Origin of the sequence: Pseudomonas sp. USHLN015, from assembly GCF_037153275.1 — a bacterium.
Taxonomy (GTDB): Bacteria; Pseudomonadota; Gammaproteobacteria; order Pseudomonadales; family Pseudomonadaceae; genus Metapseudomonas; species Metapseudomonas tohonis.
Map to the genome: position 1 here is coordinate 323,635 of NZ_JBBCKP010000006.1, position 23,815 is coordinate 347,449.

20 protein-coding genes and 1 riboswitch are annotated in these 23,815 nt (G+C 66.4%); of the genes, 9 read left to right on the forward strand and 11 right to left on the reverse strand.

The genetic code is table 11. The features are described 5' to 3' along the window. Window positions 1–39: 39 nt before the first annotated feature. From WFQ67_RS14635 to WFQ67_RS14645, 3 genes are all read right to left on the reverse strand, one after another. Window positions 40–738 (reverse strand): OmpA family protein, encoded by a 699-nt coding sequence (locus tag WFQ67_RS14635; protein WP_213626219.1) that lies wholly within the window; start codon window positions 736–738, stop codon window positions 40–42. A gap of 82 nt (window positions 739–820) precedes the next feature. Beyond that, the gene (locus WFQ67_RS14640) at window positions 821–1,465 is read right to left on the reverse strand and encodes an MBL fold metallo-hydrolase (protein WP_213626220.1); all 645 of its coding nucleotides are present in this window, start codon (window positions 1,463–1,465) and stop codon (window positions 821–823) included. Window positions 1,466–1,513: 48 nt separating this feature from the next. Continuing rightward, window positions 1,514–2,533, reverse strand: coding sequence for an AraC family transcriptional regulator (locus tag WFQ67_RS14645; protein ID WP_337057300.1), 1,020 nt, complete (start codon window positions 2,531–2,533; stop codon window positions 1,514–1,516). 123 nt (window positions 2,534–2,656) lie between these two features. Here WFQ67_RS14645 and WFQ67_RS14650 point away from each other — a divergent pair, with 123 nt between their 5' ends. Next, window positions 2,657–3,490, forward strand: a complete 834-nt coding sequence (locus WFQ67_RS14650; protein WP_043239880.1) for a metal-dependent hydrolase — start codon at window positions 2,657–2,659, stop codon at window positions 3,488–3,490. A gap of 337 nt (window positions 3,491–3,827) precedes the next feature. Here the strand turns inward: WFQ67_RS14650 and WFQ67_RS14655 are convergent, their stop codons facing one another. After that, window positions 3,828–4,769 carry an alpha/beta fold hydrolase gene (locus WFQ67_RS14655; protein WP_213626222.1) on the reverse strand — a complete coding sequence of 314 codons (942 nt, stop codon included), beginning with the start codon at window positions 4,767–4,769 and terminating at the stop codon, window positions 3,828–3,830. Between the two features lie 70 nt (window positions 4,770–4,839). After that, a complete protein-coding gene (locus WFQ67_RS14660) occupies window positions 4,840–5,505 on the reverse strand; it encodes a TetR/AcrR family transcriptional regulator (RefSeq protein ID WP_337057303.1) in 666 nt (221 codons plus the stop codon). A gap of 89 nt (window positions 5,506–5,594) precedes the next feature. On the opposite strand from WFQ67_RS14660, the gene WFQ67_RS14665 reads away from it, so the two are divergent. Further along, entirely contained in the window at window positions 5,595–6,449 is an 855-nt protein-coding gene (locus WFQ67_RS14665) for a hypothetical protein (RefSeq protein WP_442969591.1), read from the forward strand. Window positions 6,450–6,453: 4 nt separating this feature from the next. On the opposite strand, the gene WFQ67_RS14670 is transcribed toward WFQ67_RS14665, so the two are convergent. The 4 genes from WFQ67_RS14670 to WFQ67_RS14685 form a co-directional block, all read right to left on the reverse strand. Further along, window positions 6,454–9,192, reverse strand: a complete 2,739-nt coding sequence (locus tag WFQ67_RS14670) for a LuxR C-terminal-related transcriptional regulator (RefSeq protein ID WP_337057304.1) — start codon at window positions 9,190–9,192, stop codon at window positions 6,454–6,456. A 148-nt stretch (window positions 9,193–9,340) separates the two neighbouring features. Then, window positions 9,341–10,708, reverse strand: coding sequence for a DUF1329 domain-containing protein (locus WFQ67_RS14675; RefSeq protein WP_213626226.1), 1,368 nt, complete (start codon window positions 10,706–10,708; stop codon window positions 9,341–9,343). A 25-nt stretch (window positions 10,709–10,733) separates the two neighbouring features. Further along, a complete protein-coding gene (locus WFQ67_RS14680; protein ID WP_337057305.1) occupies window positions 10,734–12,602 on the reverse strand; it encodes a DUF1302 domain-containing protein in 1,869 nt (622 codons plus the stop codon). A gap of 244 nt (window positions 12,603–12,846) precedes the next feature. Continuing rightward, on the reverse strand, window positions 12,847–14,529 hold the full coding sequence (locus WFQ67_RS14685; RefSeq protein ID WP_337057307.1) for a fatty acid--CoA ligase: 1,683 nt from the start codon (window positions 14,527–14,529) through the stop codon (window positions 12,847–12,849). Window positions 14,530–14,709: 180 nt separating this feature from the next. Here WFQ67_RS14685 and WFQ67_RS14690 point away from each other — a divergent pair, with 180 nt between their 5' ends. Continuing rightward, window positions 14,710–15,885: an acetyl-CoA C-acyltransferase gene (locus WFQ67_RS14690; protein WP_337057308.1), complete on the forward strand. Its 1,176-nt coding sequence runs from the start codon at window positions 14,710–14,712 to the stop codon at window positions 15,883–15,885. Window positions 15,886–15,961: 76 nt separating this feature from the next. Here WFQ67_RS14690 and WFQ67_RS14695 read toward each other — a convergent pair whose 3' ends face one another. Beyond that, complete coding sequence (locus tag WFQ67_RS14695) at window positions 15,962–17,146, reverse strand: MFS transporter (RefSeq protein ID WP_337057309.1); 1,185 nt, start codon at window positions 17,144–17,146, stop codon at window positions 15,962–15,964. 89 nt (window positions 17,147–17,235) lie between these two features. On the opposite strand from WFQ67_RS14695, the gene WFQ67_RS14700 reads away from it, so the two are divergent. Next, window positions 17,236–18,018, forward strand: coding sequence for an AraC family transcriptional regulator (locus tag WFQ67_RS14700; protein ID WP_337057310.1), 783 nt, complete (start codon window positions 17,236–17,238; stop codon window positions 18,016–18,018). Between the two features lie 109 nt (window positions 18,019–18,127). Here WFQ67_RS14700 and WFQ67_RS14705 read toward each other — a convergent pair whose 3' ends face one another. Continuing rightward, entirely contained in the window at window positions 18,128–18,757 is a 630-nt protein-coding gene (locus WFQ67_RS14705) for a LysE family translocator (RefSeq protein WP_337057311.1), read from the reverse strand. Window positions 18,758–18,834: 77 nt separating this feature from the next. Here WFQ67_RS14705 and WFQ67_RS14710 point away from each other — a divergent pair, with 77 nt between their 5' ends. The 5 genes from WFQ67_RS14710 to WFQ67_RS14730 all read left to right on the forward strand — a co-directional run bounded on the left by WFQ67_RS14710 (window position 18,835) and on the right by WFQ67_RS14730 (window position 23,809). After that, window positions 18,835–19,800, forward strand: coding sequence for a 2-hydroxyacid dehydrogenase (locus tag WFQ67_RS14710; protein ID WP_337057312.1), 966 nt, complete (start codon window positions 18,835–18,837; stop codon window positions 19,798–19,800). 49 nt (window positions 19,801–19,849) lie between these two features. Next, window positions 19,850–20,845: a class I SAM-dependent methyltransferase gene (locus WFQ67_RS14715; RefSeq protein WP_337057313.1), complete on the forward strand. Its 996-nt coding sequence runs from the start codon at window positions 19,850–19,852 to the stop codon at window positions 20,843–20,845. Between the two features lie 88 nt (window positions 20,846–20,933). Further along, window positions 20,934–22,406, forward strand: coding sequence for an amino acid permease (locus tag WFQ67_RS14720; protein ID WP_337057315.1), 1,473 nt, complete (start codon window positions 20,934–20,936; stop codon window positions 22,404–22,406). Between the two features lie 50 nt (window positions 22,407–22,456). Continuing rightward, window positions 22,457–22,576, forward strand: a riboswitch (yybP-ykoY riboswitch). Between the two features lie 94 nt (window positions 22,577–22,670). After that, on the forward strand, window positions 22,671–23,249 hold the full coding sequence (locus tag WFQ67_RS14725) for a TMEM165/GDT1 family protein (RefSeq protein WP_213630680.1): 579 nt from the start codon (window positions 22,671–22,673) through the stop codon (window positions 23,247–23,249). Between the two features lie 113 nt (window positions 23,250–23,362). Beyond that, window positions 23,363–23,809 carry a ketosteroid isomerase-related protein gene (locus WFQ67_RS14730; RefSeq protein WP_111260954.1) on the forward strand — a complete coding sequence of 149 codons (447 nt, stop codon included), beginning with the start codon at window positions 23,363–23,365 and terminating at the stop codon, window positions 23,807–23,809. The last annotated feature ends 6 nt before the right edge of the window (window positions 23,810–23,815 follow it).

The window sequence follows — 23,815 nt, forward strand, 5'->3', positions numbered from 1 at the left end:
AAGGCCCCCGAACGGGGGCCCTTTACGCGAGCGATGGGGTCAGTAGCCCTGTTGCTGGGGCACCTGGGCGTTGGGCAGCGGGGTCAGCTTGATCTCCACGCGGCGGTTCTGCGAACGGCCGGCCTCGGTGGCGTTGCTCGCCACCGGCTGGTCCGGCCCCATGCCGCGCGAGCTCAGGCGCGCACCGTTGACGCCCTGGGCCATCAGGTAGTTGGCCACGCTCTGCGCCCGCAACTGCGAGAGGTTGACGTTGTACTGGTGGCTGCCGGTGCTGTCGGTGTGGCCGACGATCTCGATGTTGTTCTGGTCGTACTGCTTGAAGGAGTTGGCCAGGTTGTTCAGCGGGGTATAGAAGTTGCTGGCGATGTCCGCCGAGTTGGTGGCGAAGGTGATGTTGCCGGGCATCACCAGGTTGATGGTGTCGCCCTGGCGCTGCACCTGCACGCCGGTGCCCTCCATGCTGCGACGCAGCTCCGCTTCCTGCTTGTCGGCGTAGTAGCCGTAGCCCGCACCGGCGGCGCCGGCCACGGCCGCACCGATCAGTGCGCCCTTGCCACGGTTGTCGTGGTTGATGGCGGCGCCGGCGATGGCACCGGCGACCGCGCCCAGGCCGCCATAGGTGGCGGTCTTGCTCACGCCCTGGCGCGGGCCCTGGTTTTCATAGGGGTTCTGCGAAGCACAGCCTGACAGCAAGGCGACGGCGGTAGCGGCGATGATCAGGCGACGCGTGGTGAACATGGACTTTCTACTCCTGAATGCTCGTCAGTCCCGGTGGACTGACGACGATTAGAGCATGGCCCATTCTGGAAATTCCGTGGCCTCAGGCACGGATAAACGGGTTTTCGCGCATCTCGTCGCCCAGGCGGGTATCGGGTCCATGGCCGGTGACCACCGTGGCCTCCTCGTCCAGGCTGTACAGGCGCTGGCGGATGGAACGTTCGATGGTGGCGTAGTCGCCGCCCCACAGGTCGGTGCGGCCGATGCCACGGCGGAACAGGGTGTCGCCGGCGATCAGCAGGCGCGCCTCGGGGAACCAGAAGCTCATCGAGCCGGGCGTGTGCCCAGGGGTGTGCAGGGCCACGCCGCAGCCGCAGGCCAGTTCCTCGTCGTCGGCCAGCCACTGGTCGGGCGCCGGCACCGGCTTGTAGGGCACGCCGAACATGCGGCACTGCATCTCCAGGCTGTCCCAGAGGAACTGGTCGTCCTTGTGCAGGTGCAGGGTGGCGCCGGTGGCCTTCTTCAGCTCGCCGGAGGCGAGGAAGTGATCCAGGTGCGCGTGGGTGTGGATGATGCTGACCAGTTTCAGGCCGTGGGCCTCCAGCCGCGCGATGATCTGCTCGTGGTTGCCGCCCGGGTCGACCACGATGGCCTTCTTGCTGATGGGGTCGCCGATCAGCGTGCAGTTGCACTGCAACGGGCCGACGGGGAAGGTCTCGCGGATCAGGGTGGGTTGCGCTGCGGTCATTGCCGGTCCTCCAGGCCAGGTCGCCGGCCTCTGTGCGGGTCGGTCGGATCAGGGGTCAGCACGATAATCGCTGGGCAGCTTGCCCGTCCATTTCTTGAAGGCGCGGCGGAAGTTGGAGGGGTCGCTGAAGCCCAGCAGGCTGGCGATCTCGAACAGCGGCAGGTGGGTGGTGGTGAGGTACTGCAGGGCCAGGCCCTTGCGCACCTCGTCCTGCACCTGCTGGTAGCTGGTGCCCATTGACGCCAGGTGGCGGCGCAGGCTGCGCCCGCTGGTGTGCAGCGAGCGCGCGGCGCTGTCGAGGTCGGGGAAGTCGCCGGGGCGGGCCAGCAGCAGGCGGCGTACGCGGGTGAGCAGGGCGTCCTGCACGTCGAGGGTGGCCAGCAGCGCCTCGCATTGCTGCTCGCACATCTGCACCGTCGCCGGGTTGGCCAGGGCCATGGGGCGGTCTAGGTAGTGCTTGGGCAGGGTCATCCAGTGGTAGGGCTGCTCGAACTCCACCGGGGCGCCGAACACCTCGGCGTAGCGCGCCGCGTGGGTCGGAGCCGGGTGCGCGAAACCCACACGCAGGCCACGCAGCTCCTCGCCCAGGAGAAAGCGGGCGATGGTGCAGAAGCTGGTCATCAGCCCCTCCCCGGCGAAACGCCCGAGGGGGCCCATGGGGAAGGATTCGACGGCACGCATCTGCAGGTCCTCGCCCTGCTCTACCAGCTCCAGCTCATAGGCCAGCCCCAGCACCCGGTAGTACTTCATGGCGAACTGCAGCGCACGCCCCAGATTGGCACTGGAGAGCACCGCGTAGCCGAGGATGCCATGGGTGGAGACGTTCAGCCGCTGGCCGAGCACCAGTCCCAACGCCGGCTCGTTGCACAGCATCAGGGCCGCGCTGGCCAGGAGGTTGAAGTCGATGAAGGACAGGCGGCCATTGGGGCTCTGGAGGATTTCCGCCCGCACCCGGGCCTGGGCGAGCAGGGTTTCGCGGGCGACGCCCAGCTCTTCGGCGAGGGCCAGCAGCGCCTCGGCATAGGCGACGGGCACCAGTTCGGCAGAGAAGGTCAGCGGTTGCTTCATGAGTATTCTTGTTGTCGGCCGTGGCCAGATATGACCCGATGATTGGCAGAAGATAACCTTGTCCGACAAAACCCGGCAAGCCAAAGTTGGAGCGTGGTTTCTGCATAGACTCAGGGAGTCCCCATGACCAGCACGACCCCAGAAGGATTGGTAATCCGACCGCGACACATGGATTTCGACCTACCCAATCCGCTACCGCGCCACTGGCACAGTGGCAATGCCTTCAAGACCCACCTGTTCGACGCCATGTCGGTGCTTTTCCCCGATGGCGAACGCTTCTTCATCGACTCGGTGCGCAACTTCCGCGAGGAGATCACCGACCCGGTGCTCAAGGAGCAGATCCGCGGCTTCATCGGCCAGGAAGGCCACCACAGCCGCGAGCACCTGGAATACAGCAACCGCCTGCGCGACCTCGGCTACGACATCGGCCGCATCGAGCGCCGCGCCCAGGCGCGCATCCGCTACACCCAGAAGAAGTTCTCCAAGCGCCGCCAGCTGGCCGCCACCGCCGCCCTGGAGCACATCACCGCGATCATGGCCGACGGCCTGCTGAAGAACCCCGAGCACATCGCCGGCGCCCACCCGACCCTGGCCCGCCTGTGGCGCTGGCACGCGCTGGAGGAAACCGAGCACAAGGCGGTGGCCTTCGACGTCTACAACCAGGTCTGCGGCAGCCGCACGCTGCTGCGCCGGGCGATGATCATGGGCACCTTCTTCTTCATGCTCGACACCCACCGCGGCCTCATCCACATGCTCAAGCGCGACGGCCTGCTGTGGAACTGGCGCGTCTGGCGCGATGGCCTGAGCTGGATGTGGGGCAAGAACGGCATGTTCCGCCAGTTGATCCCGGCGTACATGGACTTCTTCAAGAAAGGCTTCCACCCCTGGCAGCACGACAACCTCGAACTGCTGCACAAGACCCGCGAGGAATTCGACGGCGTGCCTGCGGCGGCGTGATTCCTCGGTGTTAACGCTACGGCCCTTCGGGGCCGTTTTCGCTTTGGAGGTGGAAGGGCTTCGCGAGCAGAGCTCGCTCCTACGGGTAGGCCGTGCCTACAAAAAGCTCGAAGCCCCGTCGTAGGGTGTGCTGCGCGCACCGGGAAGGTGGAGCGCACATTCATCCAGAACCTGGCGAAGACGTTGGAGCAGAGAGAGCGGTGGGCTGAAGCCCACCCTACGCCCACCCCGCCCACCCCACACCATCCTGCGATTCTGCGCCCACGCAAAAACGCTGCTCACCGGGAAGTTATCCACAGCCGGGAGCAGCGCTCGGTAGAGCCTTCGCTAGCGGGCGTCAACCCTGCAGGAAGCGCAGCGCATCCGCGGCCGTCTGCTCGGGGATCTCCTCCATGGGGATGTGCCCGACGCCGGGGTAGGTACGCACCTGGATGCCCGGCAGGTCGCGCTGCCACAGCGGTACATGCTTGGGCGAGATCCAGCGGTCGCGCTCGCCCCACATCAGCAGGGTCGGCGCCTTGATCGCGGCGACGCGCTGGCCGGTGCCTTCCAGTTCGTCCTTGTTCACCTTCAGCAGCACGCGGAAGATTTCCATCATCGCGCGGCGGTTGCCCGGGCGGCGGCTCAGGTCGTAGTAGCGATCGACGACGCCGGGCTTGATCCGCCCGGGCTCGCCATAGACTTCCTTGATGCCCTGGGCGATCAGCGCGCGCGGCATCCACATCGGCATGGCCACGGTGGAACCGGGCAGCGCGGCGGAGGCGATCATCCAGGGCACCTTGCGCATCTGGTAGCCGGCCGGGTCGATCAGCACCAGTTTTTCCACCCGCGAAGGCTGTGCCAGGGCGAAGTTCCAGGCGATGTAGCCGCCCAGGGAGTTGCCGGCGATGGAGGCCTTGTCGATGCGCAGGTGGTCCAGCAGCAGGCCGAAGATGCGGATCATCCGCTCGCCGGAATAATCGCCATTGCGCTTGGGACCGGTGAGGCCGAAGCCGGGCACGTCGAAGCGGATGATGCGGTAGTGCGGGGCGAAGGCCTGCACCCAGCCGTCCCAGGTGTGCAGGGACGCGACCACGCCATGGATCATCACCAGCACCGGCTTGTCGCGGCTGCCTTCGTCGCGGTAGTGGACGTTGAAGCCGTCCAGCTCGATGAAGCGCGAGCCGCTGTCGGGGCTGGCGTAGCGCGCCTTCAGGCGATCCAGGGGCAGGGAGCCGAAGCCCAGGCGGGAGAACCCGACCGCGAGCGGTGGCGACATCGGCAGGCTGGTAGCGGACATGCGGGCACCTCGTGATTGTTATTGTCGAGGGCCTTATCAGATCACGGGGTCGCGCGCCCCGCGCCCCAACCTAGGTAGAGCGTGGATGCAGGGCGGCGATCAGGAGGTCGCCCAGCACCGTGCGGGCGTGTTCGATGCGCTGGCGGCTGGCGGCACCGCCGAGCAGGTCCATGGAAGCGGCCTCCAGGGCCCAGATCAGTGCGCGGAAGGTCAGCGGGTCCACCACCTGGCCGGTGGCCTGGAGGCGTTCGGCGAGCAGCGCGGCCATTTCCAGGTGAGCGCGCTGGCGGTGGGCGGCCAGGGGCGAGTCGGTGCGCATGGCCTCTTCCTGCATGAGGCGGATGATCGGCCCCACGGCCAGGTGGTAGTCGAAGAAGCAGCGCACCATGTCGCGCAGCCAGGCCTCGTCGCTGCCAGCGGCGGCGCGCATGCCGCGGAAGCGGTTGAGCAGCAGCACCACGGCGGTCTGGTAGATGCTTTCCAGCACATCCATCTTGTTGGAGAAATGCTTGTAGAAGGTGCGCCGCGATACCTGCGCGGCTTCCAGCAGGTCGCTCACCGTGGTCTCGCCGATGCCCTTGCGGGCGAACACCGGGATGGCCGCCAACTGGATATTGGTGCGCAGCAGGTGCCCCACCAGCGGGCCTTCCGCCTCGGCCTGCTGGCGCGCCACGGCGCCATAGCCGCCGAGGTCCTCGAACACCGCGAAGATCGCCCCGCGCTCGCTCTCGTCCATCACCCTCACCCCAACCAAGGCGCGGGTGACGGCACGCCACGGCCCCGTTACTCTTGGCGCGCCCCTTCCCGCTGGAATCTTCCGTGCCGATGAAGCTATCACGCCGCCTGCCGTGGCCGCTGGCCATCCTTTTGCTGGTCCTGGCGCTGCCCGCGTCGGCCGCCGAGCTGTTTTACCTGGGGCAGAAGATTCCCGACATCCAGCGCCCCTGGAGCAGCCACGACTACCAGCAACTGATCGAAGCCCTGGACAAGGTCGACCGCACCCAGGTCAACGCCCTGCCCCGGCGCAGCGGCGAATTCACGGGGCCCATCTACACGCGCATGGTCAGCGAGGAGAACTTCAAGCCGCAGCTGAACATCTACGCGCCCCTGGAGCTGCGCCAGAACGAGGCGCGCGAGGTGCTGTTCCGGCTCAAGGAGCTGATGCGCCTGTACTTCGACTTCAAGGCCGCGCAGCAACCCTACGGCGCCGAGGCGCTGGGGCTGATGAGCTATTCGATGCGCCAGCAGGCCATCCTCTTCACCCTCACGGTGGAGTTCTGGATGACCCTGTCGGAGAGCGAGCAGAGCAAGCCGGTGCGCCTGCAGGGCCTGCAGGAAACCAAGGAGGCGGCGGCGATGCTGACGTCCAGCGCGCTGGACTACCTGGGGCTGACCAGGCAGTTCAACCGCGAGGACCTGGTGCTCTATGCCGCCGAGCTGGGCAAGCAGATGCCGGAGCTGTTCATCCACCTGCGCAGCGATGTGCGCGCGCAACTGATGGCGCGCGTGGGTGAGCTGGCGGAAAAGCACCCCTATGCGGAGGTGCGCAGCAGCATGGCCGACCTGCTGCCGGTTCTGGCTGCCATCCAGCAGGACGTCGAGCAGCAGTTGGCCAAACCCGTGCCGGCCGGCAAGCCGAAGCCGGCCCTGGATCTCTCCGCGCCGGCGCCGCTGCAGTAGCGGTTCAGCGCAACAGGCCGAGGGCCTTGGCCCGTGCCACCGCCTGGGTGCGCCGCTCCACCCCGAGCTTGCCGTTGATGTGGCGTGCGTGGGTCTTGACCGTGTGCAGGGAGATGAACAGCCGCTCGCTGATCTCCTGGTTGGAACAGCCCTGGGCGATCAGTTGCAGCACCGCCAGCTCACGGGTGCTCAACGCATCACCGCCGGCCAGTGGCGCCTCGCTGGCAGCCGGCGCCTGCGCTTCCGGCAACAACGCCAGCAATGCCGCGGCCTCAGGGGCCGAGCGCACCAGCAGTTGCTCGCGCAGCCAGGGCCCCTGGTGCGACAACAGCTCATGGAAGGGCAGCAAGGCGCCACCGGGCAGCGACTCCAGGGCACTGCCCAGCAATGCGAGGGCGTCCTTGTCGCGCCCTCCGACACGCAGCAATTGCGCCAGGTGCAATTGCGCCACCTGTGCCATGAGCGCGCCGCCACTTTCCTTGGCCCGCTGCACCAACGCACGCAGACGCCGTTCGGCCTCGCCGCTGCGCCCTTCGATCCGGGCCAGGGCGGCCTGCTGCAATTGGATGTGCAGCGGCAGCTGCGGATGGAATTCGGGGGCCGCGGCGGCCTGCTCGCCGCTGTAGGTTTCCGCCAGGCGCGAAAGCCAGGCCGAGGCGAGCTCCACCTGCCCCTGCACCAGCCAGAGCTCGCACTTCACCAGGGTGACCATCGCCAGGTAGTACACCGGTGGCACGTCCCAGATGTGCATAAGCCGCTCCGCCTCGGCGAGCAGGGCGAAGGCTGCCGACAGGCGCCCTTCACGGCCCTCCAGGCTGGCCAGCACGCTGTAGCCGATCAGCAGGCTGATGTCGCGGCAGGCACGCGCCTCGGCGATCCCGGCCAGCAGGCGGCTGCGCGCGGCCTGGGGTTGCAGGCGTACGCAGAGCAGGTAGCCCTCGTAGATCATCAGCCGCGCACGGGCGGCGTAGAAGCGCTGGGACGGTAGGCCACGCAGGCGCTCCTGGCCCTGGTGCACTTCCTCCAGCGCGCGAAGAATCTCGCCACGGGCCTGCAGCACCCGAGCACGGTCGTAGTGGGCCAGGGCCTCGAACAGCGGGTTGCCGATGCGCTGCGCCAGCTCCAGCGCCTCGCGATTGAGGCCACGGGCGCGCCACAGGTCACCCCGGGCGACGGCGATGTTGGCGAGGGTGGACAGGCACAGCAGGCGCTGGCCGTAGCGCTCCTGGGACAGGGCGGTGAGCGCCTCGGCGCAATGCCGCTCGGCGAGGACGATGTCGCCACGGCCCCGGGCGATGACGCCGCTCAGGGCCAGCCACTGGGCGATCAGGCCCTGCTGCGTCTGGGCGTTGGGCGCCGGCAGGAAGCGCGCGAGCTGGGCACCCAGCTCCTCGGCGGCGTCCAGCTGGCAGGCCAGGGCCAGGGCCATGCTGTAGAGCATGATCAGGCGCGGCGTGCTGACCAGCAGGCTGTCGGGCAGGTCCATCTTCCAGCGCAGCAGCATGGCGATGTTCTGCTCGGCCAGCAGCTGCTCCTCGGAGAGGTTCTGCACCAGGCTGGCGGCAACGTCCGGCTGGCCGGCGCGCAGGGCCTGCTCGATGGCTTCGTCCAGCAGGCCCTGCGCGCTGAACCAGCGGCAGGCACGCAGGTGCAGGCTGGCCAGGGGAATGGTCGCGGCGTGGGCCGGGCGGGCCCGCAGCAGGTCTGAAAACAGGTGGTGGTAGCGGAACCAGTGGCCGTGCTCGTCCAGCGGCACCAGGAACACCTGGTGGGCCTGCAGGTGCTGGAGGATGCCGGCGCTGCCGTGCCCGTCGCGCACCGCGTCGCACAGCTCGGCGCAGAAGCGGTCGAGGCAGGCGGTCTCATAGAGGAAGGCCTGCACCTCGGCACTCTGCCGGTCGATCACCTCTTCCAGCAGGTATTCGCGGATCAGCCCCTCGTCACCGTGGGGGCCGCGCGCCAGGGCATGGGTGTCGCCCTCGTCCTGGCTCGCCAGCAGCCACAGGCGCAGGCCGGCGGCCCAGCCCTCGCTGCGCTGCAACAGGTTCTCCAGGTGCGCACCATCCAGGCGGGCGCCCTGGGCCTGGAGCAACGCGGTGCTCTCGGCGTCAGTCAGGCGCAGGTCGTGTTCGTTGAGTTCCACCAGTTGCCGCGACAGGCGCAGGCGCGCCAGGTGCCAGTCGGGACGCTGGCGGCTGGTGACCAGCAGCACCAGGCCCTCGGGCAGGTGGTTGAGGAAGAATTGCAGGCAACGGTCGAGCACCGCGCCCTGGGCCAGGTGGTAGTCGTCGAGCACCAGCAGCAGCGGTTGCCGGCGATCCAGGCGCTGGCCGAGCTCGTCGAGCAGGCCGTCGAGCCATTCCTCGAAGGCGAAGGGCTGGTGGCGCTGGCGCATCTTCAGCAGGCCCATGGCCTCCTCGCCCATGCCCGGGAAGAACTGGCGCAAGCCGTCGAGCAGCCGCTCGAGGAAGCGCCCGGGGTCGATGTCGCGTCGCCCCAACCCCAGCCAGAGCGCCTGCCAGCCATCCGGCAGGCCCTCGCAGAACTCGATGGCGAGCGAGCTCTTGCCGAACCCCGCGGGCGCGCTCACCAGCAGCAGGCGCCCCCCCAGGCCGGCGGCCAGGCGATCGCACAGGCGCGGGCGCGAAAGGTGCCCGGCCGGCAGCGGGGGACGGAAAAAGCGTTCGCCGGCTACCGGGACGGCAGCGGGCGCGAAGGAACGCGAACTGGATAGATCGGTCATCAACCCGGCTTCTAGGAATGGTTATGCCGCGGGGGCGTGAGCGCTGAGGCAGCCTAGCCTTTCGGTCCGCCCATTTGTAGTCCCTTGGGAAAGTACAGACAAGAAAAAGCCGGCCCGAAGGCCGGCTTGTTTACGCGGTATTACAGGATCAACGCACGCCAGCCTGACGCAGGGCCGCCGGGGTGTAATCGCTTTCCGAAGCGCTGTAGTTGAAGTCGTAGGACTGTTTCTCCTCGTTCTTCATGCCCAGGGCCAGGTAGCGACCGGACAGCAGGTCGTACAGGGTTTCCACGGCGTACCAAGGCACCTGCTTGTCGTAGTAGAACTCCGAGTGGGCCTCGGCTACGCGCCACAGGGTGCCACGGCCGTCGTAGTGGTCGATGGCGGCAGCTTGCCAGGTGTCTTCGTCGATGTAGAAGTCACGCTTGGCGTAGATGTGGCGCTCGCCGGCCTTCAGGGTCGCGACAACGTGCCACACGCGGTGCAGCTCGTAGCGGGTCAGGTCCTGGTTGATGTGACCGGCCTTGATGATGTCGGCGTACTTCAGCTTCGGCGAGTCCAGGCGGTAGCTGTTGTAGGGGATGTAGATCTCCTTCTTGCCTTCCAGCTTCCAGTCGTAGCGGTCCGGCGCACCGTTGTACATGTCGAAGTTGTCGGAGGTACGCAGGCCGTCGGCGGCGGTACCCGGGCCGTCGTAGGACACCTGCGGGGCGCGGCGGACGCGACGCTGGCCGGCGTTGTACAGCCACGCCAGGCGCGGCTCCTTCACCTGGTTGAGGGTCTCGTGCACCAGCAGCACGTTACCGGCCAGGCGCGACGGAGCGGTCACGCGCTGCTTGAAGTAGAACAGCACGTTGCTCGGCTTGCTCGGGTCGTAGTCCTTCAGCTTGTCGCGGAAGGTGAACTCGTCCTGGAAGTACACCAGGCTGTAGGAGCCGTTCGGCTGCGGGGTCGCCTGGGTCACCAGGCGACGCACGCTGCCGCCGCGGTAGCGGGTGATGTGGTTCCAGATCGCTTCCAGGCCGTTCTGCGGGATCGGGAAGGGGTTGGCGGTCTTGAAGTTCTCGAGGCCGTTACCACCCTCCACCAGCTTGGTGTTGGCCGCGTTCTCCTTGGCCGCCGCGATCACGTCCGCCGGTACGGTGGCCGTACGGTGGGTGGTGAACACCGGCATCTTGTAGGTTTCCGGGTAGCGCTTGAACATCGCGTACTGGCCGGGGGTCAGCTTGTCCTTGTACTGCTCGACGTTCTGCGCGGTGATGGTGAACAGCGGCTTCTCGCTGGCGAAGGGATCGGAAACGAAGCCCTTGTCGTCCACCGGGCCGGCGTTCTGCGGCAGGCCGCCGGTCCACTCGGGGATGGTGCCATCGGCATTGCCGGCCTTCTCGGCACCCAGGGGGGTCAGGGTGGTGCCGATCTTGGCCACCTGGTCGGCCGGGGCCGCCGCCATGACGGCGGTGGCCAGCAGGGACAGCGCCAGCGCACCGGTTTGCAGCAGGTTCTTTGTTGTTTTCATAGGTGATTCCTTAATTCCGGGCCGCTTAGAAGTTCACGCCAAAGCTGAGCGCGAGGAAGTCGCGATCGATCAGGGTGTTGTAGTCGCCACCGAAGAAGTCGGTATAGGACAGGCTGGCGGTGTAGGTGTTCTGGTACTCGGCGTCCAGACCCAGGCTGATGGCCTTGGCGCCCTCGGTGAAGGTGCCGTTGGGGCCGTAGCCATTGACGTCGTGCGACCAGGCGATGTTCGGCTTGAGGTTCACACCGGCGAAGGCGTCGTTGTAGTCCCAGATTGCGCGAGCACGATAACCCCAGGAGTTGCTGGTCACGAAGCCGTCGTCTTCGCAGTACTTGCGCTGGTTCTCCCCGGCACCGTTAAGCGCTGCGCAAGTGTTCCCACCCAGTGCAGCGGTCGGCGGCAGCGGACCAGGACCATAGATCGGGTCACGGCCGTAGCGAACCTTGCTGGTGCTTTCCAGCCCACCTACGTGGGTGAAGCCCACTTCACCGACCAAAGTCAGACGCTCAGCACCCATCACCTGATCGAAGAAATGAGTGAAGGTCGTCTGGAATTGGGTGATTTCCTTGCGGTTATAACCATGCAAATCCTGGCCAGGGCGGCCGTTGAGCAGCGAAGCGTTCGCGTAGGCACCACCCAGCAGCTTGACGCCGCCGTACAGAACGTCGGTGGAGTTGATCTGCACTGGGGCATTCGGACGATAGCTGACCTCGCCCGACCAGGCCGTGCCGGTGGGCAGTGTGGTGGAGAAGCTCAAGCCATAGAGGCGAATGTCTTCGGGGTATTCGATGAAATACTTGGAGTTGGCGGCCACGACCAGGGGAGCGGCAGCGCCAAAACCTGGAGCGGCGGTATAGACACCACTGCCGGCGGCTGTAGCGCTGAAGATCGGCGCACGGCTGTGGTAGTTCATGAAATAGGCACCGAACTCGGTGTCCAGTTCTTCAGAGAAGTAACGCAGCGCGGTCCCCCACTGGCCGCCATCACGAGCATCGCGGTCCCCGCTGCGAGGAACGATCACGCCTTCGCTGGTGGCGGTGACGGGCGAAACGCCCAAGAATGCCGGCAGGCCCGCGATACCGCCATTGATGGTGGCAAGTTGTAAGGCGCTGGGCGGGGTCAGAACCGCAAGGTTACCGTTGCAGCCGTCGGCAACGATATCCGGCTGGGCGAAGAAGGTGCCGCAGTTATCGGTGACGGTCTGATCCCACTCCAATTGATAGAAGGCTTCTGCGGAAAGGTTGTCGGTCAGGCTCTGCGAGACGTAGAACATGTTGACCGGGATCAGGCCTTCCTTCACTTCGGCGCCGGGACGGCGGAAGGCGGAGACGTCGATCGGGTTGATCGAGTTGATCCCGCCCTGGATGAAGGTGCTCTCACCCCAACTTACGACCTGCTTGCCCAGGCGCACAGAGCCCGGTTTATCTGCGATGTCGTAGTTGTGGTAGATGAAGGCGTCGAGGATCTGAGCGCCGGACGACTGGGCGGCCTCCTTGCGGTTGTGATCGTCGATGTCCTTGAACAGGCGGCTCTCGTCCTTCAGCTCGAAGTCATACCAGTACTTGCCACGGACGAAGACACCGGTGTCGCCGTATTTCAGCTCGAGGTCGTGGATGCCCTTGAAGATCTTCGAGAAGGTCTCGCCTTTCTTGAAGTTCAGGTGGGAATCATCGGAGGTCTGCGACAACCCCTGACCACCATTGTTCTTGCCTATCAGATCCGCATCCGCGCCGCGCATGGACCAACTTGCACCGACGGACAACGAGGAATCGAACTGCCCCTCGATCTCGCCGATATTGAACGTTACGCCGAATGCCGGGGCGGCGAGAGTGGATGCGAGGCTGACGGCCATTGGCAGTCGGGCCAGGCGCCAGAACGGTTTTCTTGTTGTCATCGACGCTACTCCATGTGTGTTTTTTTGTTATGGATTGGTGCGGACTATAGCCAGGAGGTAGTAGTGCTTGATCCCTCTAAAGTGTGATTTGCAGTCCGGCGAGCACTCTGGCCCGCAGGTTTGCAGACTAGCCCGATCTGGCGATTGGTAAAGCCGGGGTGAGCTGGCGCGGAGCCAGCAATAAACAAGCCAAGCGTTTGCTTGGTAGACAGGCCGGGCCTTGTAGGACCCGGCCTACAGCGGCTCAAAGAGCGGAGAGGAAGGTACTGCCCGTGGCCTGCCACTGAGCGATATCGACGCGGATGCGTTTCTTGTCCAGTTTGCCGACGCTGGTCTTGGGAATTTCAGTAACAACGGCGATCTGGCTGGGAATGGCCCACTTATTGATGTGACCTTGCTCTACGAAAGGCTTGAGGTGCTCCTTGAGTGCCTTGGCGTCCAGGGTCTGGCCTTCACGCAGCACCAACAGGGCGAAGGGGCGTTCGCCCCACTGCGGATCGGGCACGCCGACCACCGCCACTTCGCGCACCGCCGGGTGCCGGCTGACCAGGTCCTCCAGCTCCAGGGAGGAGATCCACTCGCCGCCGGTCTTGATCACGTCCTTGATGCGATCGCGGATGTCGATGAACCCCATGCCGTCGATGGTGGCGACATCGCCGGTGTGCAGCCAGCCGCCTTCCCATAGTTCCAGGCTCTTCTCCGGCTCGCGGAAATAGCCCTGGGTCAGCCAGGGCGCACGCAGCACCAGCTCGCCCTGGGATTCGCCGTCGGCGGGCAGGAAGGCGCCCTCGGCGTCGATGATCGCGGCGTCCACCAGCGGTACCGGTACGCCGGCCTTGATGCGGTAGGTGGTGCGCTCATCCTCGCTGCCGGCCAGCAACTCGTCGTTCATGTGCGCGCAGGAGATCATCGGGCAGGTCTCGGACATGCCGTAGGCGGCCGTCAGGTGGATGCCGCGTGCCTTGGCCGCGTCGTACAGCGAGCGGTTCAGCGAACTGCCGCCGATGATCAGTTTCCAGCCACCGAAGTCCACGCCCTGCGCGGCCTTGGCGTTCATCACCATCTGCAGGATGGTCGGCACGCAGTGGGAGAAGGTGACCTTCTCGCGACGCCACAACTCCACCAGCAGCTCGGGGTCGTAGCGGCCGGGGTAGACCTGCTTCACCCCCAGCATGGTCGCCACGTAGGGCACGCCCCAGGCGTGCACGTGGAACATCGGGGTGATGGGCATGTAGACGTCATCGTTGGCCATCAGACGCGGGCTGTGCACCGAGCCCATCATGCTGGCCATGGCCATGGTGTGCAGCACCAGTTGGCGGTGGGTGAAATACACGCCCTTCGGGTTGCCGGTGGTGCCGGTGGTGTAGAAGGTGGTGGCCAGGGAGTTCTCGTCGAAATCGGGGAAGTCGTAACGGGTGGAGGCCCCGGCCATCAGCGTCTCGTACTCGCCCACCAGGTTCGGCAGGTCGGCGCTCTTGTCGGCCGCGTCGGTCAGCAGGAGGGTCTTCTCGACCGTGGTCAGCTGGCCCTCAATGGCCTTGTAGATCGGCACGAACTCGCTGTTGACCAGCACGAAGCGGTCCTCGGCGTGGTTCATGGTGTAGAGGATCTGGTCCGGCGAGAGGCGGATGTTGATGGTGTGCAGCACCGCGCCGATCATCGGGATGGCGAACATGCACTCCAGGTAGCGGTGGCTGTCCCAGTCCATCACCGCCACCGTGTCACCCGCCTTCACACCCGCCTCGGTGAGCAGGTTGGCGAGCCGCGCGACGCGCTCGTTGAAGGTCGCGTAGCTGTAGCGGACCAGGTCGCGGTAGACGATTTCCCGGGTCTTCTCGTAGCGGCTGCCGGAAAGCAGCAGGCCTTTGATCAGCAAGGGGTATTGGTAGGCGTTGTCGGCCGGTTTGATGACTCGGGTCTGCACCATGGAAATGCACCTGCGCGCGAGGATGTAGTTATTGATTTCCCCGCACTCTAGGGCGCTGCGTCCAGGCATAAATCAGTCAAAAGAATGATTTGTACGTGACCCTTTGGCCACTTTCGGTCACGAGATAGAATCAGACCCATCGGCCAGTCTCGGCCCATCACCCGAAGAGGTAGGAACAAGATGTCTGAGATCGTAATCGTCAGCGGCGCCCGCACTCCGATGGGCGGCTTCCAGGGCAGCCTCGCCGGCGTATCCGCCGTCGACCTGGGCGCCCTGGCGATCCGTGAAGCCATGGCCCGCGCCGGTATCGACGCCGCCGACGTGCAGGAAGTGATCATGGGTTGCGTGCTGCCCGCCGGCCTCAAGCAGGGCCCGGCCCGCCAGGCCTCGCTGAACGCCGGCCTGCCCGCCGCCACCGGATGCACCACCATCAACAAGCTCTGCGGCTCCGGCATGAAGGCCGTGATGCTGGCCCACGACCTGCTCAAGGCCGGCACCAACAGCGTCATGGTCGCCGGCGGCATGGAGAGCATGTCCAACGCCCCCTACGTGCTGGAGAAGGCCCGCACCGGCCTGCGCATGGGCCACGGCGAGATCAAGGACCACATGTTCCTCGACGGCCTGGAAGACGCCCGCACCGGTCGCCTGATGGGCTCCTTCGCCCAGGAGACCGCCGACACGTACAACATCACCCGCGAGGAGATGGACGCCTACGCCATCGAGTCCCTCAAGCGCGCCCAGGCCGCCATCGCCGAAGGTGCCCTCGCCGCCGAGATCGTCCCGGTCACCGTCACCACCCGCAAGGGCGAGACCCTGGTGAAGGACGACGAGCAGCCGCTGACCGCCAACCTCGACAAGATCCCGACCCTGCGCCCGGCCTTCCGCAAGGACGGCACCATCACCGCCGCCAACGCCAGCTCCATCTCCGACGGCGCCAGCGCCCTGGTGCTGATGACCGCTGAACAAGCCCAGCGCCGCGGCCTCAAGCCGCTGGCGAAGATCGTCGGCCACGCCACCCAGAGCCAGGACCCGAGTGAATTCACCCTCGCCCCCATCGGCGCCATGACCAACCTGTTCAGGAAGACCGGCTGGAGCAAGGACGACGTGGACCTGTTCGAGATCAACGAAGCCTTCGCCATGGTCACCATGCTCGCCATGCGCGAACACGGCCTCGACCACGCCAAAGTCAACGTCTACGGCGGCGCCTGCGCCCAGGGCCACCCGGTGGGCTCCACCGGCTCGCGCATCATCCTCACCCTGATCAACGCCCTGCGTAACAAGGGCGGCAAGCGCGGCGTCGCCTCGCTGTGCATCGGCGGCGGCGAAGCCACTGCCGTGGCGGTGGAACTGCTGTAACCCGCCCGCGCGGCCAATGAAAAGGGGCTCCCGGACCAACGTCCGGGAGCCCCTTTTCATTCCACCCGGGCGCGCCTCAGGCGGGCACCGCCTTGGGCGCGTGGGCCGGCGTCCTCGGGAAGGCCAGCGCCGCCGCGAAGGTCAGCGCACCGAACACCGCCAGCACCAGGTACAGCCCCACCAGCCCATGGCGCGGTTCGATGAAGGCGATCATCGGGATGGCCGCCGCACTGGCGCCGAAGGACAGGAAGTAGCGCAGCGCGAAGACCCGCGCCTGCCACTGCGGCGCGACGAAGTTGGCCACCATCGCATCGTTCACCGTCACCTGGCCGAACACCGCGAACATGAAGGCGGCGCCCAGGGCGATCACCGCCCAGCCATCGGCATAGGCCATGGCCACCAGCAATGGCCCCTGGCAGAGGGTCATCACCACGAACGGCAGCTTCAGGCTGTAGCGATCCAGCACGCGGCCCATCAGCAACTGCGCCACAGCACCGAAGGCATAGGCGATGCTGACGATGATGCCGAGGCTTTCCGGCGAGGCGAACAGGTCCACCAGGCGCTCCTGGAACAGCTTCGGGTAGGTCATGGTCGAGGCATTGAAGATCACCCCGCCGGTGGCCGTCACCAGCGCCAGCACACCGAACACCAGGCGCATCGACACCTGCCCCGCCCCGCCAGCCCGATGGGTGCCGGCCGCTGCGACGGGAGACGCCTCGTCCCGCACGCAGAGGGCGAACCACACGCCAATGGCCACCGACAAAGCGCCCGGCAGGATGAACGCTGCGCGCCAGCCGAAATGAGCGGTGAGAAAGCCCGTGACCAGCGCCGAGAACGCCACGCCCAGGTTGCCCCACATGCCGTTGATGCCGATCTCGCGACCACGGTTCTGCGCATGGGCCACCAGCATCGCCGTGCCCACCGGGTGGTAGATGGCGGCGAACACGCCCATCAGCGTCAGCCCCAGCACCAGCATCGGCGTGCTGCGGCTCAGCCCGGTGAAGATCGCCGCGCCGCCGATGCCGAGGAAGAACGCCAGCATCATGTGCCGGCGGCTCCATTTATCCCCCAGCCAGCCAGCCGGTAGCGAGCAGGCCCCGAAGGCGATGAAGCCGCCGAGGGACAGGCCGATCAGTTCGGCGTAGGACAGCTCGAAGGTGGCGGTCATGCCCAGCACGGCGGCGGGGAAGATGAGCATGAACATGTGGTCGATGATGTGGGCGGCGTTGATGAAGCGGATGACGGTACGCGGTCGGTTCATGGCAGTTTCGCTGCTGTTTGGTTGTTGTGGACCGCCATGCTAGGTTGGCCGCCCAGCAACGTTCTGCCAAAAAGATCATCGGATCGGCCATGTTCATCGACCATCTCCCCCAGGGCCGGATCGGCGCCGTCGCCCTCGACTACCCCGACGGCGCCCATGTCGACCTGCACCTGCACAGCCAGGCGCAATTCCTCTACGCGGCGCAGGGGCTGATGCGCCTGGTCACCGAGGCCGGCGCCTGGGTCATCCCGCCGACCCGTGCGGTGTGGATCCCACCGGGTATCGAGCACCAGATCTTCATGTCCGGGCATGTGCAGATGCGCACCCTGTTCATCGCCGCCGAAGCCGCACCGCCGAGCCTCGATGCCTGCTGCGTGCTGGCGGTACCGCCGCTGCTGCGCGAGCTGATCCTGCGCCTGGTGGCGCTGGAGGCCGGCGATACCGATGACGAACACCGCAGCCTGGTGCAGCGCCTGATCCTCCACGAGATCGCCGCCCTGGAGCGCATGCCCCTGCACCTGCCGATGCCTCAGGATCGTCGCCTGCAAGCCATCTGCCTGGCCCTGCTGGAAGCCCCGGAGAGCACCCGCACCCTCGACGACTGGAGCCTGGAGGTGGGCGCCAGCACCCGCACCCTGAGCCGGCTGTTCGCCCAGGAGCTGGGCATGAGCTTCAACGACTGGCGCCAGCAACTGCGCCTCACCGAAGCCCTGCCACGCCTGCTCGCCGGGCATGGCGTGCAACAGGTCGCCCACGACCTGGGCTACGGCAGCGGCCGCGCCTTCAGCGCCATGTTCCGCCGCCTGCTGGGGGAAAACCCGAGGGAATACGTGGCCAGCCTGGGGTTGCTGGCCACGCTGGAGAAGGAGTGAGAAGAGTCCGGATTGAAGTCCGGGCTACGGGGTTGGACGTAGAACGGTGAAGGGCTTCGCGAGCAAAGCTCGCTCCTACGGGGAGCACCCTGCGTTGCGGTGCAGCCCGTTACTTCATCGAGGTGAATGCCAGCTTGACGCCGAGCCCCACCAGCACCGCGCCCATCAGGCGGTCGAACCAGTGGCCCAGCCGGGCGAAACCGCTACGCACACGTTCCTGGCTGAACAGCATCGCCACCAGGCAAAACCACACGGCGGTGGCACAGGCCAGGTAGAGGCCGTAACCGGCCTGGATGGCCAGCGGGGTGTGGGGGTTGATGACCACGGTGAACAACGAGAGGAAAAACAGCGTCGCCTTGGGGTTCAGCCCGTTGGTGATGAAACCGGTGACGAAGGCCCCGCGCGGGCTGCGCTCGGGGGCGGTCAGCTCGGCCTCGGTGGCGATCGGGTCGGCCGGCTTGGCCCGCAGCGCCTTGATGCCGATGTACAGCAGGTAGGCCGCTGCCAGCCATTTCAGGGCATTGAACGCCACGATGGACTGGGAAACGATCAGCCCGATCCCCAGCAGCGAATAGGCCACATGGACGAAAATGCCGGTGCCCACGCCGATCGCCGTCCAGGTGCCGGCGCGGCGGCCATGGGCGACGCTCTCGCGCACCACGATGGCGAAATCCGGGCCGGGGCTGGCCACGGCCAGCAGGTGGATCAAGGCAACGGTGAGGAATTCCGCCCAGTACATGCGACCTCCTGAGAATGGGTTGAGCTGATAGGCTGGCAACCTTACGCCTACATCTGCCTCGGAAAAAGGTACAGCTGATGACCAACAGCCTCCGCGCGGTCTTCCTCGACCACGCCTCCCTCGATCTCGGCGATCTCGACCTCACGCCGTTGCGCCAGCAGTTCGCCGAACTGGAGCTGCACGACCAGACCGGCCACCGCGATGTCGTCGAGCGCCTGCGCGGCGCCCAGGTCGCCATCAGCAACAAGGTGACCATCGATGCCGCCGCCATCGCCGAGCTGCCGGATCTGAAGCTGATCCTGGTCAGCGCCACCGGCACCAACAACATCGACCTCGCCGCCGCCCGCGCCCGTGGCATCACCGTGTGCAACTGCCAGGGCTACGGCACCCCGTCCGTGGCCCAGCACACCCTGATGCTGCTGCTCAACCTGGCCACCCGCTTCGTCGACTACCGCGAAGCCGTGCGCCATGACCACTGGCAGAAGGCGACCCAGTTCTGCCTGCTGGACTTCCCCATCGTCGAACTGGAGGGCAAGACCCTCGGCCTGCTCGGCCACGGCGAACTGGGCAGCGCCGTGGCGCGCCTGGCCGAAGCCTTCGGCATGCGTGTGCTGCTCGGCGCCCTGCCCGGCCGTCCGCCTCGCGCCGACCGCCTGCCCCTGGCGGACCTGCTGCCCCAGGTGGACGCCCTGACCCTGCACTGCCCGCTCAACGAGCACACCCGCAACCTGATCGACGCCGAGCAACTGGCGTTGATGAAGCCCGGTGCGTTCCTGGTCAACACCGCACGTGGCGGCCTGGTCAACGAACACGCCCTGGCCGACGCCCTGCGCAGCGGCCACCTGGGCGGTGCCGCCACCGACGTGCTGACCCAGGAGCCACCGAAGGACGGCAACCCACTGCTGGCCGTGGACATCCCGCGCCTGATCGTCACCCCGCACAACGCCTGGGGCAGCCGTGAGGCGCGCCAGCGCATCGTCGTACAGATGGCGGAGAACCTCGAGGCCTGGCTGAAGGGAACGCCTCGCCGCACGGTCAGCTAAGACCCACAAGATTCTGATAAAATTCGTGGCTTTTATCAGGATCTACCCCATGGACCCGCGCAGCGAAGTACTGCTTCGACAGGCCGACCTGTTCCTTGGCCCGCTGCTCCTGGCGGGCCTTCCTGCCGACGACCTGCTGGGCGAACTGCCCCAGGCCAACGGCTGGACCTGGCACGCCGGTGAGCAGACAGCCCTTGAGGCCCGCTTTCCCGGGCGTTGCGAATTCACCGTCAACGCCCCCAGCGCCCCCTTCGAAGCAGCCGTGCTGTTCCTGCCCAAATCCCGCGAGCTGACCGACTACCTACTCAGAACCCTGGCCGCGCGCCTGCCCGGCAAGCCGCTGTACCTGGTGGGCGAGAAGCGCGCCGGCATCGAGCGCGCCGCCCGCCAGCTGGAATCCTTCGGCAAGCCGCGCAAGCTCGACAGCGCCCGCCACTGCCAGCTGTGGCAGGTGCAGGTGGAGCAGGCACCGGCGACCCCGGACCTGGAGGCCCTGGCCCAGCGCTACAGCCTCGAGCTGGCCGACGGCCCGTTGCAGGTGGTGAGCCTGCCCGGCGTGTTCAGCCACGGCCGCCTGGATCGCGGCAGCGCACTGCTGCTGGACAACCTGGCCAAGCTGCCTACCGGCAAGGTGCTGGATTTCGGCTGTGGTGCCGGGGTGCTCGGCGCCGCGCTCAAGCGACGTTATCCACAGAGCCAGCTGGTGCTGCTGGATGTCGACGCGTTCGCCGTTGCCGCCAGCCGCCTGACCCTGGCCGCCAATGGCCTGGAAGCCGAAGTGATCGCCGGCGACGGCATCCACGCGGCGCCCAAGCTGCTCTCGGCCATCGTCAGCAACCCGCCCTTCCACCAGGGCGTGCACACCGACTACCAGGCGAGTGAGACGCTGCTGCGCGAAGCCGGCCGCCACCTGCTGATCGGCGGCGAACTGCGCCTGGTGGCCAACAGCTTCCTCAAGTACCAACCCCTGATCGAACAGGCGTTCGGCGGCTGCCGCATCCTGGCCGAAGGGGGTGGTTTCCGCATCTACAGCGCCCGCCGCTGAAAGGCGGATACCCGCGCACCTTCCATACTCGCGCTGCACCCGATAGCCGCAACACGCCTGGCGAAGAACCGGGCATCTGGAGTTTTTCTTGACTGACCTCGACACTGCCGCCCCCACCGCCAGCAGCGGCCTGCACCGTTCGCTGAAGCCCCGCCACCTGAACATGATCGCCATCGGCGGCTCCATCGGCACCGGCCTGTTCGTCGCCTCGGGCGCCACCGTGGCCAACGCCGGCCCGGGCGGTGCCCTGCTCGCCTACGCGTTGATCGGAGTGATGGTGTACTTCCTCATGACCAGCCTCGGCGAGATGGCCGCGCACATGCCGGTTTCCGGCTCGTTCAGTACCTATGGCAGCCGGTTCGTCGACGATGGCTTCGGTTTCGCCCTGGGCTGGAACTACTGGTACAACTGGGCGGTGACCATCGCCGCCGAGCTGGTGGCCGCGCAGCTGATCATGAGCTTCTGGTTCCCAGACACCCCGGGCATCTATTGGAGCGCGCTGTTCCTGGCGCTGATGTTCCTGCTCAACGTCATCTCGGTGAAGGGGTTCGGCGAAAGCGAGTTCTGGTTCGCGCTGATCAAGGTGGTCACGGTGGTGATCTTCATCGTCATCGGCCTGGCCACCATCTTCGGCGTGATGAGTGGTATGGAATCCCCCGGCTTCAGCAACTTCACCCAGGGCGAGGCGCCCTTCGTCGGCGGCCTGCAGGCCATGGTCGGGGTGGCGATGATCGCCGGCTTCTCGTTCCAGGGCACCGAGCTGATCGGCATCGCCGCCGGCGAGTCGGAGAACCCGCGCAAGAACATCCCCATCGCCATCCGCCAGGTGTTCTGGCGCATCCTGATGTTCTACATCCTGGCGATCTTCGTGATCGGCATGCTGATCCCCTACACCGACCCGAGCCTGCTGCAGAACGACGCCAGCGACATCAGCGTCTCGCCCTTCACCCTGCTGTTCGAGCGCGCCGGCTTCGCCGCGGCCGCCGGGGTGATGAACGCGGTGATCCTCACGGCCATCCTCTCGGCCGGCAACTCCGGGATGTACGCCTCGACGCGGATGCTCTACACCCTGGCCATGCAGGGCAAGGCACCGCGCCTGTTCGCCCGCGTCTCCGCCAGCGGCGTGCCGCGCAATGCGCTCTACGCCACCACCCTGGTCGGCGCGCTGTGCTTCTTCACCGCCGCTTTCGGCGAGTCGACCCTCTACACCTGGCTGCTCAACACCTCGGGCATGTGCGGCTTCATCGCCTGGCTGGGCATCGCCATCTCCCACTACCGCTTCCGCAAGGGCTACCTCTTGCAGGGCGGCCGCCTGGAAGACCTGCCCTACCGCGCCAAGCTGTTCCCCTTCGGCCCGCTGTTCGCCTTCGCCCTGTGCCTGGTGATCACCCTCGGGCAGAACTACGAGGCCCTGGTGGGCGAGCGCATCGACTGGGCCGGGCTGACCGCCACCTACATCAGCCTGCCGCTGTTCCTCGCCATCTGGTTCGGCTATCGCCTGAAGAACGGCAGCCGTACCGTGCGCTACGCCGAGATGGACGTGCGCGCCACGGACAGCTGACCAATAGCGCAACGGCGGGCTTGCCGGGCACGCCCGCCTTGTGCAAAATGCGCCCCGTCCTAGGGGAGTAGTCTCCCGCGAGCGCCCTGCTCGCCAGGCACGCGTCAACATACTTGGTCCACAGACCATGGCGCGTGCGACCCAAGCCTGCCTAGACAGGCCAGCGGTTTGACAAGACCTATGACACATACAACCTGACCCGGGGCGGGCAGATTGCGTGTGTCATGGTGATTAGTCGACCCGCCCCCCGTAGGAACCCTGATGCTGGAATCCCTGTTCGTCCCCACACTGATCGTCGCCCTGGCGGAAATCGGCGACAAGACGCAGCTGCTCGCCCTGCTGCTGGCCGCGCGCTTCCGCAAGCCCTGGCCGATCATCTGGGGCATCGTCGCCGCCACCCTCGCCAACCATTTCGCCGCCGGCGCCGTGGGCAACTGGGTCGCGAGCTTCTTCTCCACCGCCACCCTGAGCTGGATCCTCGCCGCCTCCTTCGTTGCCGTGGCCCTGTGGACGCTGGTTCCAGACAAGCTGGACGACGACGAAGAATCCGGCCTGAAGAAATACGGCCCCTTCCTCACCACCCTGATCGCCTTCTTCCTCGCCGAGATGGGCGACAAGACGCAGGTCGCCACGGTGATGCTGGCCGCCCAGTACCCGCACTTCATCCTCGTGGTAGCGGGCACCACCCTGGGCATGCTGCTGGCCAACGTGCCGGTGGTGCTGGCCGGCAATTTCGCCGCCGACAAGTTGCCGCTGACCCTGATCCGGCGCCTGGCGGCCGCCGCCTTCGGCGCCCTGGCCATCTACGCCGTGTACAAGGCGCTGACCCTCGGCGCGGCCTGACTCGCGTCACCGGCCTGACGCCAGTTCGCTGGCGTTTCGGCCAATGGCAGCGCCGCGCCAACTGGTAGATTTCTCCCCCTACTGCCGGCCCGGCCAGGGAGAAGGAAAAGCAGATGACGTCGACCGACGATCGCAAGCGCGTGGCGCGCCAACATATCGACCTATCGTGGAACAAGGGTCGCGTGGCACTGGCCGAGCAACTGCAGAGCAAGGATTTCCTCTACAAGAGCTCGTTCATGCCCGGCCCCCTGGACGGCGAAGGCTACCGCGAGATGGTGCTGAAGATCCGCGACGCCATGCCGGACCTGGAGGTGGTGGTAGAAGAGTGCATCGCCGAGGACAGCCACGTCTTCACCTGGTGCACCCTCATCGGCAGCATCCACAAGCCGGCCCTCGGCTACCCGCCCAGCGACCGCATCCTCAGCATTTCCGCCATGGCGTTCTGGACCTTCAACAGCCGGGGCGAGGTGCAGGAGATCTGCACCATGTTCGACATGGAAAGCTTCCGCGCCCAGCTCGGCCTGAGCAATCGCGCCTACGCGGAGAAGGCACTGCCCTGATCCGAC